General features: G+C 40.7%; 10 protein-coding genes. 8 read left to right on the forward strand and 2 right to left on the reverse strand.

What is annotated here, in order from left to right; genetic code table 11:
* Positions 1-278: 278 nt before the first annotated feature.
* Together V7K27_RS17735 and V7K27_RS17740 are read right to left on the reverse strand one after the other, a co-directional pair.
* Positions 279-2,099: a tetratricopeptide repeat protein gene (locus V7K27_RS17735; RefSeq protein WP_334949410.1), complete on the reverse strand. Its 1,821-nt coding sequence runs from the start codon at positions 2,097-2,099 to the stop codon at positions 279-281.
* Between the two features lie 516 nt (positions 2,100-2,615).
* Positions 2,616-3,035 (reverse strand): pentapeptide repeat-containing protein, encoded by a 420-nt coding sequence (locus V7K27_RS17740; protein ID WP_334949411.1) that lies wholly within the window; start codon positions 3,033-3,035, stop codon positions 2,616-2,618.
* A 215-nt stretch (positions 3,036-3,250) separates the two neighbouring features.
* Here V7K27_RS17740 and V7K27_RS17745 point away from each other — a divergent pair, with 215 nt between their 5' ends.
* The 8 genes from V7K27_RS17745 (at position 3,251) to cofG (ending at position 9,881) form a co-directional block, all read left to right on the forward strand.
* Entirely contained in the window at positions 3,251-4,153 is a 903-nt protein-coding gene (locus tag V7K27_RS17745; protein WP_334949412.1) for a hypothetical protein, read from the forward strand.
* 250 nt (positions 4,154-4,403) lie between these two features.
* A complete protein-coding gene (locus V7K27_RS17750) occupies positions 4,404-4,601 on the forward strand; it encodes a SemiSWEET transporter (RefSeq protein ID WP_334949416.1) in 198 nt (65 codons plus the stop codon).
* A 21-nt stretch (positions 4,602-4,622) separates the two neighbouring features.
* Positions 4,623-6,278, forward strand: a complete 1,656-nt coding sequence (locus V7K27_RS17755) for a B12-binding domain-containing radical SAM protein (RefSeq protein ID WP_334949413.1) — start codon at positions 4,623-4,625, stop codon at positions 6,276-6,278.
* A 114-nt stretch (positions 6,279-6,392) separates the two neighbouring features.
* Positions 6,393-6,581, forward strand: a complete 189-nt coding sequence (locus V7K27_RS17760; protein WP_300418224.1) for a CPXCG motif-containing cysteine-rich protein — start codon at positions 6,393-6,395, stop codon at positions 6,579-6,581.
* A 19-nt stretch (positions 6,582-6,600) separates the two neighbouring features.
* A complete protein-coding gene (locus tag V7K27_RS17765; RefSeq protein ID WP_334949414.1) occupies positions 6,601-7,047 on the forward strand; it encodes an SRPBCC family protein in 447 nt (148 codons plus the stop codon).
* A 386-nt stretch (positions 7,048-7,433) separates the two neighbouring features.
* On the forward strand, positions 7,434-7,646 hold the full coding sequence (locus tag V7K27_RS17770; RefSeq protein ID WP_442947625.1) for a hypothetical protein: 213 nt from the start codon (positions 7,434-7,436) through the stop codon (positions 7,644-7,646).
* A 274-nt stretch (positions 7,647-7,920) separates the two neighbouring features.
* A complete protein-coding gene (crtW, locus tag V7K27_RS17775; RefSeq protein WP_334949415.1) occupies positions 7,921-8,682 on the forward strand; it encodes a beta-carotene ketolase CrtW in 762 nt (253 codons plus the stop codon).
* A gap of 218 nt (positions 8,683-8,900) precedes the next feature.
* Positions 8,901-9,881 (forward strand): 7,8-didemethyl-8-hydroxy-5-deazariboflavin synthase subunit CofG, encoded by a 981-nt coding sequence (gene cofG, locus V7K27_RS17780; RefSeq protein WP_334949417.1) that lies wholly within the window; start codon positions 8,901-8,903, stop codon positions 9,879-9,881.
* Positions 9,882-10,025 lie beyond the last annotated feature (144 nt).

A 10,025-nucleotide genomic window follows, 5' to 3' on the forward strand; every position in this document is an offset into this window, starting at 1 on the left:
TGAGGGGGATGAGGGGGATGAGGGGGATGAGGGGGATGAGGGGGATGAGGGGGATGAGGGGGATGAGGGGGATGAGGGGGATGAGGGGGATGAGGGGGACAAGGGAGAATTTAGTCCCACTAGGGACTTCCAAATAAAAAATATCCCAAAACTGACGCAAAAATCCTCTCTATTTCTCTTCTCTCTGTGTTCTCTGCGTCTGGAGTGGTTCGTTTCCTTGAATAATTAATTTATATTCTTGGAAGTCCCCTACTCCCTACTCCCCACTCCCCACTCCCTTATTGAAGCTGTTCAATTAGCTCAATAATTTGTTGATAATACTGGATATTTCCTTCTTGATAATACAAGTCTGCGGATTTCTGGAAATCGGCAATTGCTCTTTGAGAGTCTCCCAGATTTTGGTAGACATCTGCCCGAAGGATGTAAGCTGAAGCCCAATTAGGCTGACGCTGTAAGGCTTGGTTTAAATCTTTTAGCGCTCCTTGTAAGTCTTTTAATAAAGAACGGCTACGACCCCGATTGTACCAGTCTTCAGCAAAGCTGGGGTCGATCGCGATCGCTCGACTGTAATCTTCTATTGCTCCTTGATAATCTTCTAGGGCATAGCGAGCATTGGCGCGATCGCTGTAAAATGCAGCAGATTGGGGATTGATTTGCAAAGCTTGGGTATAATCTGCGATCGCACTTTCATATTCTTCTAAAGCATAGCGGGTAGAACCTCGGTTGTAATATGCTTCAATTAAATTGGGATTAATTTCTAATGCTTGATTATAATCTGCGATCGCTCCGTGTTCATCTCCTAAAAGACGACGAGCATTTCCGCGATTACAGTACGCTTGGGAAAAATCAGGAACAAGTTCTATTGCTTGGGTGTTATCATCAATTGCTCCCTGTAAATCTTGCAGGGCTTCGCGGGCAATACCCCGACCATAATAAGCTGCGGCTAAGTTATCATTAATCTGTAATGCTCGATCATAATCTTTAATTGCACCTTTATGATCTCCTAAAGAACGACGAGCCGCCGCGCGATCGCAATATCCTTCTGCTAAATTAGGATTGAGTTGTAATAGGCGATTGCTATCTTCAATTGCACCTTGATAATCTCCCAATCGGCGACGAGCATTCGCCCGAAAACCGTATACTAAAGCTAGTGTCGGATTTTCTTGTAACGCCTGGTCATAATCTGCGATCGCACCCTGATAATCTTCAATAGTACTACGAACAAGACCCCGCTCACAATAGGCTTGCACATCATCAGGATTTAGCTTTAATGCTTGGTTAAAATCTTCAATTGCTCGATGATATTCTTTGAGATAAGAAAGAACCAGACCCCGATTATAGTATGCTCCAGCAAAGTTGGGATTGATTTCTATTGCGCGGTTGAAATTAGCGATCGCACTTTGATAATCTGCTAAAGCGTAGTAGGCGTTACCTCGGTTATGATAAGCCTCCGCCAATTTAGGATCTAATTGTAATGCTTGGTTATGATCAGCGATCGCTTCGTGATAATTTCCTAAGATTTGATGAATATTACCCCGATTGCTGTAAGCTGCGGCAAAATGGGGATGCCATTGTAAAGCTTGCTGAAAATCCGCGATCGCTCCTTGATTATCACCGCTTTCAAAACGAGCGACACCCCGATTATGATAAGCATTGGCAATATCAATATTGATATTATCAGCTAATTGGCTACTCATTTCTATTGTTTGGATATAATCTGCGATCGCTTTGTCGTATTTTTCTAAGGCAAAGTAAGCATTACCCCGGCTGTGGTAAGATTGGGCTAAATTGGGATCTATTTGTAATGCTTGGTTATGATCAGCGATCGCTCCTTCATAGTCGGCTAAAAAGTAACGTGCATTAGCTCGGTTGCAGTAGGCTAAAGCAAAATTGGGATTGATTTCTATGGCGCGATTGAAGTTTGCGATCGCACTACGATAATCTTTGAGTTGACCACTGAGAATAATTCCTCGATTATGGTAAGCTTCGGCATAGTTAGGATTGAGCTTGATTGCCTGGGTATAAGCTGCGATCGCACCTTGATAATCCCCTTGCAAATTGTGGTTTAATCCTTGTTTTAAGAAGTCTTCAGCATTCATATAATTTTTTGGATTTCGACATTCCCTAGCTTTCAGGCAACAGGATTTTTAACGATATGTTTTGAAAATAGTTCCAGCTAATATTATGACTCTTGTTAAGATTTTAATTCCTGATTTTTTGTCAGCTTTCAGAAAATATTTATTCTTGTGGGGTGGGTATTTTAGTCGCCCTTTTTTATTGGTGTTGCTATAGTAGCGGATAACACATTTAACTAAGTGCGATCGCATCTACTATCAACATGGCTAAAGAGTCTCAAAACCCTCGTAAGTTGGCTAAGGTATTGAACATTAGAAGGATATTTAAATCGGACTCATAACACTTCTCCTACCACTAGCCCTAGTCCTGAGTATGATTTCTTTAATCATCTTCCTACTCAAATAGCCAACGAGCTAAAATCTAGTTGGATTATTAAATATAAGGATGGGACTGAAAGAAAAAATCCTAACTCTTCTTTATTAGCTGAAGAATCAGAATTATCTACTGAAAACATTTTTTCAACTATTTCTTCTCATAATTTACCCATAGAGGTCAACTTCAGTCAAACTAGCATTATCGAAGTCGGCATTAGTCAAATCGCAGTCTTCAAAGGTGGATTGGAACAAACTGGCTTGATTCCAGATAGTATTGCTAAAGTTGCAGCGAATGAAGAGACAACTATCCATATTGTTAATCCCAGTCATGTCGGAACCACTCAAGTCAGCACTTTCCCACTTCCAAAAGTGCCAGATAGTGTATCGCAAATTAGCTTTTCTCACAATACAACCACTAAAATCAACATTGAGGGAGGAACCCTCCAGATTAATACCACTAAGGTCAACACCTCTGGGCAAATCTTCACGCCAGTCATCAATAACAACATAAGTAAAATCTCGCTCCCCAACCGCATATCTCCTCAGCAATTCCTCAACAGTAATTCTTTGTCTCTTGACCTTCATTTTTCAATACCATTACTCGATAACATTTACTCTACCGCACCCGCCCTCTGGAACATCCTCTTCGACCCCACCAACCCATTTGACCTAACCCTCCAAATCACCGACCTCCCCACAGGACAACTAGCCTAAGCCCAAATCACCAACTACGACAACCATTAGTCGCCCCAACGGTCTAGACTCTCAAAAAATCGTCAGACAATAATAAATAAACTGGTTTGCATCACCAAATTACCAACAAGACCAGATTTATTCACGACCAATTTGCCAAAGACTACCTTGAACAATTACTCACTCCTTACGGCGAAGTCCAAGCGCCTAGACGAGTCGCAGGAGAAGTTAGACAGATTGATGTTTATTTCATCCCCAAACCACAACCAAGTAACATACCAGAAACACTCGGATTATTAGGTCAAATTATCGCTACCCCTTCTCTACTCGAACCCTTTCGTAACGCAGCTTCAGCTACAGAAATTTGCGATTGTCTCTTAAAATTATTAGAGGTACGTGGTGATTTACAACGACAAGCAAATCGAAATAAAACTCGTATTCTAGAATCCGATTTACCAAAATTATGGATTCTTACCCCCACAGCATCAGCACAACTCTTATCAGGATTTGGTGCTAACCCAAAAAATGACTACCTACCTGGAATATACTTCATGCCAGAATATTTGCGTACCGCGATAGTAACAATTCATCAGTTGCCATCTATCTCAGAAACCTTATGGCTGAGAATCATTGGTAGAGGGAACGTTCAAAAGCAAGCAATTGACGAACTAGAAGCACTTACGCCTGATAATCCTTTCCGAAAAGCAGCGTTAGAATTGCTGTACAACTTGCAACAAAACTTGCAAGTCACTCAAAATCAAGACGAGGAAGATAGGGAATTACTTATGCGATTAGCACCACTTTACCAACAAGACCGAGAACAGGCTAAACAACAAGGAATTCAGCAGGGAGAACGCTTGGTGGTGGAAAACTTGCTCAAAGTTCGCTTTGGTGAAATAGATAATGAGCTTCAAGCAATTATTGAACCTTTATTAGCGTTATCACCAGAGGAGTTTACGCCTTTACTATTACAGTTATCCCGTGAAGAATTAATTAATCGGTTTTGCTAGTTTCAATCACATATCCTTTAATAATTAAGATAAAGCTGAAATGAGAAGGGAAAGGAGTTTAACTTTTTCCCTTTTTGTTTTATCCATTTTCTACCTCACGTTATAATGTAAAATCGAAGACATTAAACAGTATTATAAAAATCAGGTTCTAAATTCTTAACCAACAAAAACTTTATTTTATAGGTTTCTATAAATGGATTTTCTGACAATTATCGGATTAGCAGCCGCCACACTAACCACAATCTCTTTTTTGCCACAGATGTTTAAAACTTGGCAAACAAAATCAGCAAAAGATGTTTCTTTGTTGACGCTGATTACATTCACAACTGGTGTTTTTTTGTGGTTAATTTACGGAATATATCTACAATCCTTACCGATTATTCTTGCGAACAGCGTGACATTTATTTTTAACTTGATTATTCTATGGCTTAAAATTAGATATAGATAAACTTGCCTCTAAAAAACACCTGTGACATCATCTGTATTTACCTCTGAACGCCTCCTTTTCACCCCCGCCACCCCAGATACAAACGCTATCCCCATAATCTTTGCCTTTCCCAATGAATATAGCGTAGGTATCACTAGCCTCGGCTATCAAGTAGTTTGGGCAACCTTGGCAATGCGTGATGATGTGCAGGTGAGTCGCCTGTTTACAGATACTCACGAACAACTCCCCAGAACGCCGGAAATTGTCGGATTTTCGATTTCCTGGGAACTGGATTATGTGAATATTTTAAATTTGCTGGAATCTTTAGAAATTCCGATTCTGGCAACTTCTCGTGATGATTCTCATCCGATAATTTTTGGTGGTGGCCCAGTTCTCACAGCGAATCCCGAACCTTTTGCAGCTTTTTTTGATGTCGTTTTACTGGGAGATGGCGAAAACCTGCTGGGGAATTTCATTGAAGCTTACAAAGAAGTGAGAAATGCTTCTAGACAAACTCAACTAAAAAGACTTGCACAAATACCAGGAATTTATATTCCCAGTTTATATGAAGTTGAATATCACAGCCTAGATGGTGCAGTAAAGTCAATTAAACCAATCTCTCCCGAAATTCCCGCAGTGGTGCAAAAGCAGACTTATCGGGGAAATACTCTATCGGCTTCGACTGTAGTCACCGAAAAAGCCGCATGGGAAAATATTTACATGGTGGAAGTGGTGAGAAGTTGTCCAGAAATGTGCCGTTTTTGTTTGGCGAGTTATCTCACACTGCCTTTTAGAACAGCGAGTCTTGAAGATTCTTTAATTCCCGCGATCGCCAGAGGTTTAGAAGTCACAAATCGGCTAGGATTATTGGGGGCTTCTGTAACTCAGCATCCAGAGTTTGAGGCATTGCTAGATTATATTAGTCAGCCAAAGTACGATGATGTCCGTCTCAGTATTGCATCAGTGCGAACCAATACCGTAACAGTGCAGTTAGCAGAAACTTTGACAAAACGAGACACGCGATCGCTTACAATTGCTGTAGAAAGTGGTTCTGAAAAAATCCGGCAAATCATCAACAAAAAGCTGCATAACGATGAAATTATCCAAGCGGCGATAAATGCCAAAACTGGCGGATTAAAAAGCTTGAAACTCTACGGAATGGCCGGAATTCCCGGTGAGGAACCAGAGGATTTAGAGCAAACCGTGGCGATGATGCGTAATATCAAAAAAGCTGCGCCGGGATTGCGGTTAACATACGGATGCAGCACCTTTGTACCCAAAGCACACACACCGTTTCAATGGTTTGGGGTAAATCGTCAAGCAGAAAAGCGGTTGCAGTTTTTGCAAAAACAGTTGAAACCACAGGGGATAGAATTTCGCCCAGAAAGCTATAATTGGTCAATTATACAGGCTTTGTTATCGAGAGGCGATCGTAGACTCTCGCAACTCCTCCAACTTACTCGTGACTTTGGCGACTCCTTGGGTAGCTACAAACGTGCTTTCAAACAACTCAAAGGACAAATCCCCGACTTAGATTTTTACGTCCACGCCGAATGGTCAACAGAGCAAGTATTACCCTGGAGCCACTTGCAAGGGCCTCTGCCACAGTCTACACTACTAAAGCATTTGGCTGATGCTAAAAGTTATATCAATCCATCCCCTAAGCAACTACAGCCATTACTGGGAGGGACTCGATAATAGGGGAGTGGGGACACAGCAGTAGGTGAGGATAAGGGAGAAATAAACCAATGCCCAATGCCCAATGCCCCATGCCCCATGCCCAATACCATTGAATTCATAGCTGAAAACTTGATGCAAAACACAGCTGAGTATTACTGCGCTTATTGCGGCGAACCGAACTTAACTTTTATTGATTTGAGTGCTGGAGGACAGCAATCTTACATTGAAGATTGTCAAGTTTGCTGTAACCCAAATATTTTGTATATACGGGTTGATGAAGATACCCTAGATATCGAGATTGATACCGAATCCGAAAGTTGAATTTTAGGTTTTTCTTTCCATGCTGCACTTTAAACATTCCTCAGTAATTAATGCCTCACCAGAAGTAGTTTGGAAATTTCACGAAAGGCCAGATATTTTGCAACTACTGAATCCACCTTGGCAGCCAGTCCAAATTGTTCGTCGTGAGGGGGGGCTGAACGTGGGCGCTATCACCGAATTTCGCCTGTTTCTCGGACCATTACCCTTAACTTGGTTAGCGCGTCATACTCAATGTGAAAAATATCGCCTGTTTACCGACGAACAGATATCTGGCCCTTTTGAGTCTTGGGTACATCGACATGAATTTGAACCGGAAAATGGCAAAACTAAATTAACTGATGCTATTTCCTTCTCTATGCCTGGCGGAGGAACAGTTGAATTTGTCAGTGGTTGGTTAGTGCAAGTGCAACTAGAAGCAATGTTTCGCTATCGCCACTATGTAACTAAACGGGAGTGCGAGTCATAAGCTAATCGTCACTCACATCTTGCACCTAGCCCTGGCGATTAGAAAGATACTATTGGCGAATTGATAGGGGTCTAACTCATCAGCCCCAATTCATTTTAATTTCTTTAATTTCAGTGCGTTTCAACGTACTTTAGCTATTAGCCCGCAATTTATTGCAGGGACCGAAAGCAACGCTCTCAGCGAGTAGGGATGCGTGTTTAAAACTTTCGTGAGATTTTTTTGACATCTGAAATACTATTTCGCTAATTTAGAAGTATTTGCTGACAATCTTGAAAATCTCATCCTTTAGACTTATTTACACTTTAGTACTATAGACAGATAGATAGCTGTAATTTATTGGTTAAACAGGATGAGAAACATAATTTAATTCTTCAGGAAAATCAACAATGGGACTTTACCCAAGCCATGCAACACAAAACGCATACAATAGCAAGGATCGTAAAGCTTTACAGTTGGGGTTTACTCCTCAGTCCAAACTTGGGAACGGTCGTTTAGCTATGGTCAAACGGCTACAGCGTAATGCGGGAATTACTCCACTTCATACCCTACTCTTCCCGCTAATTATGTTACCATCCTTTCCGCCAGCTTTGGCTGTTTAGAAATTACTATAGTGAAAATATTAGTTCTTATAAATACTAATAAGATAAGTGTTTTTACTTAATGAATCTAACTTCTCAACCGAAAATGTTGTTGGTATCGGCTTGCATGTGTAATAATAGTTAAAGTATCTTAATATTTATAAACATTTTAAAGTATTGGCACTATCCAATGCAAAACACTGACCACTGATAGAGTTTTCTGGCTGGTGGTTAGTGCTTTTTGTGGTGACTATATTTTAGGAATTTTTACCTGAATACTAGGCGGATTAAAAGCGTGAATCAACTAGAACAACCACCCAGTCATCAACCAAAACTGACCCCAGTAGTGAAAAGTAAATCTCAGTTTAAGGGACTTTTCATTGCTATTATCATTGTTAGCGCATGGGTTATTAGCCTGAGTTTATTACTTTCCCTTGACATCTCCAAGTTAAAAATTTGGATGTTATCGCCTGTTATACTATGGCAAACATTTTTATATACGGGATTATTTATTACATCTCATGATGCTATGCATGGCGTAGTGTTTCCCCAGAACACCAAGATTAATCATTTTATTGGGACATTAACCCTATCTTTTTATGGTCTTTTACCATATAAAAAATTATTGAAAAAACATTGGCTGCATCACCACAATCCAGCAAGTCAAATAGACCCAGATTTCCATAATGGGAAACACAAAAATTTATTGGCTTGGTATTTTCATTTTATGAAAGGTTACTGGAGTTGGGGACAAATAATTGCTCTAACCATTATTTATAACTTTGCTAAATATATACTCCATATACCCAGTGATAATCTAAATTACTTTTGGGTGCTTCCTTCGCTTTTAAGTTCATTACAATTATTTTATTTTGGTACTTTCCTCCCTCATAGCGAACCCATAGGAGGTTATATTCAGCCTCATTGTTCCCAAACGATTAGCCGTCCAATTTGGTGGTCATTTATCACCTGCTATCATTTCGGCTACCATGAAGAACATCACGAATATCCTCATATTACTTGGTGGCAGCTACCAGAAATTTACAAAGCAAAATAGTTCTTGTTGATCAAATATAGCGGTTCCCAGGTCGATGAAGTACATCAGATCAAAACCTCACCCCCAACCCCTCTCCGTGAGTTCGGAGAGGGGAGATAAAACACAGCTTTATGGTTAAGCTGTACCTCATTTTATTAGGAAACGCTATATCATGACAACAATAGTCACACGGTAATCTATATAGTTTGAGCAAGGCATTTTTTTAGATTATGCTGCTTATGCCAATTAATAATTCTCGTTTTGTCACTTATAGCCCTGCTTATACAATCGTTCCCACTTACGAGTGTTTTAATCGTTGTAGTTATTGCAACTTTCGCAGTGAACCGGGTAAAACTTCCTGGATGAGTCTTTCAGATGCAAACAGTATTTTAAAACCACTTCAAAACGAAAAAGTCTGTGAAATCCTCATACTCAGTGGTGAAGTGCATCCCCATTCGCCAAGGCGTGAGGCGTGGTTTGAGCGAATTTATGATTTGTGTGAATTAGCGCTTTCAATGGGGTTTTTAGCGCACACAAACGCGGGTCCACTGAGTTTTGAGGAAATGCAAAAGCTCAAGGGTGTAAATGTTTCGATGGGGCTGATGTTGGAACAGTTAACGCCAACATTGTTAAATAGTGTACATCGGCACGCACCGAGTAAATTACCAGAAGTTCGTTTACAACAATTGCAATGGGCGGGAGAGTTAAAGATTCCCTTTACAACGGGGTTGCTATTGGGAATTGGAGAAACTGTAGATGATTGGTGGGAAACTTTGGAAGCTATATCTGACTTGCATCAACATTACCATCACATTCAAGAAGTTATCCTGCAACCTCATAGTCCAGGACATCAGCAAACCTTTGATGCACCACCTTTTGACCCTCATCAGTTACCGGAAGTCATTTTCAGGGCGCGTCAGATTTTACCGTCAGATATTACCATTCAAATTCCGCCGAATTTAGTTAAAGATGACCAATGGTTACTCGCTTGTATCGAAGCTGGTGCGCGAGATTTGGGCGGAATTGGGCCAAAAGATGAAGTGAATCCTGATTATCCTCATGTTCAGGAACAGGCATTAAGAGAAATTTTACAGCCTGCGGGGTGGGAATTGGTGCCGCGATCGCCAGTTTATCCCCAATTTGATAGCTGGTTGTCGGAGGAATTGCAAATAGCAGTGAAGCGCTGGCGCAAGACTCTAACCCCAGTTTCTCTTTTGTAAGAATAGGGAAGTAGAGATTTTCCCATCTCCTAGTAGTTTTTTTGCTAATGAGTCTTTGAACTGGATGAATCCACCTCTGAACTCCGTTAACGAGTCTTTGAACTGGATGAATCCACCTCTGAACTCCGTTAACGAGTCTTTGAA

The sequence above is a fragment of the Nostoc sp. genome, assembly GCF_036919575.1.
In the GTDB taxonomy this organism is placed as follows: domain Bacteria; phylum Cyanobacteriota; class Cyanobacteriia; order Cyanobacteriales; family Nostocaceae; genus Nostoc.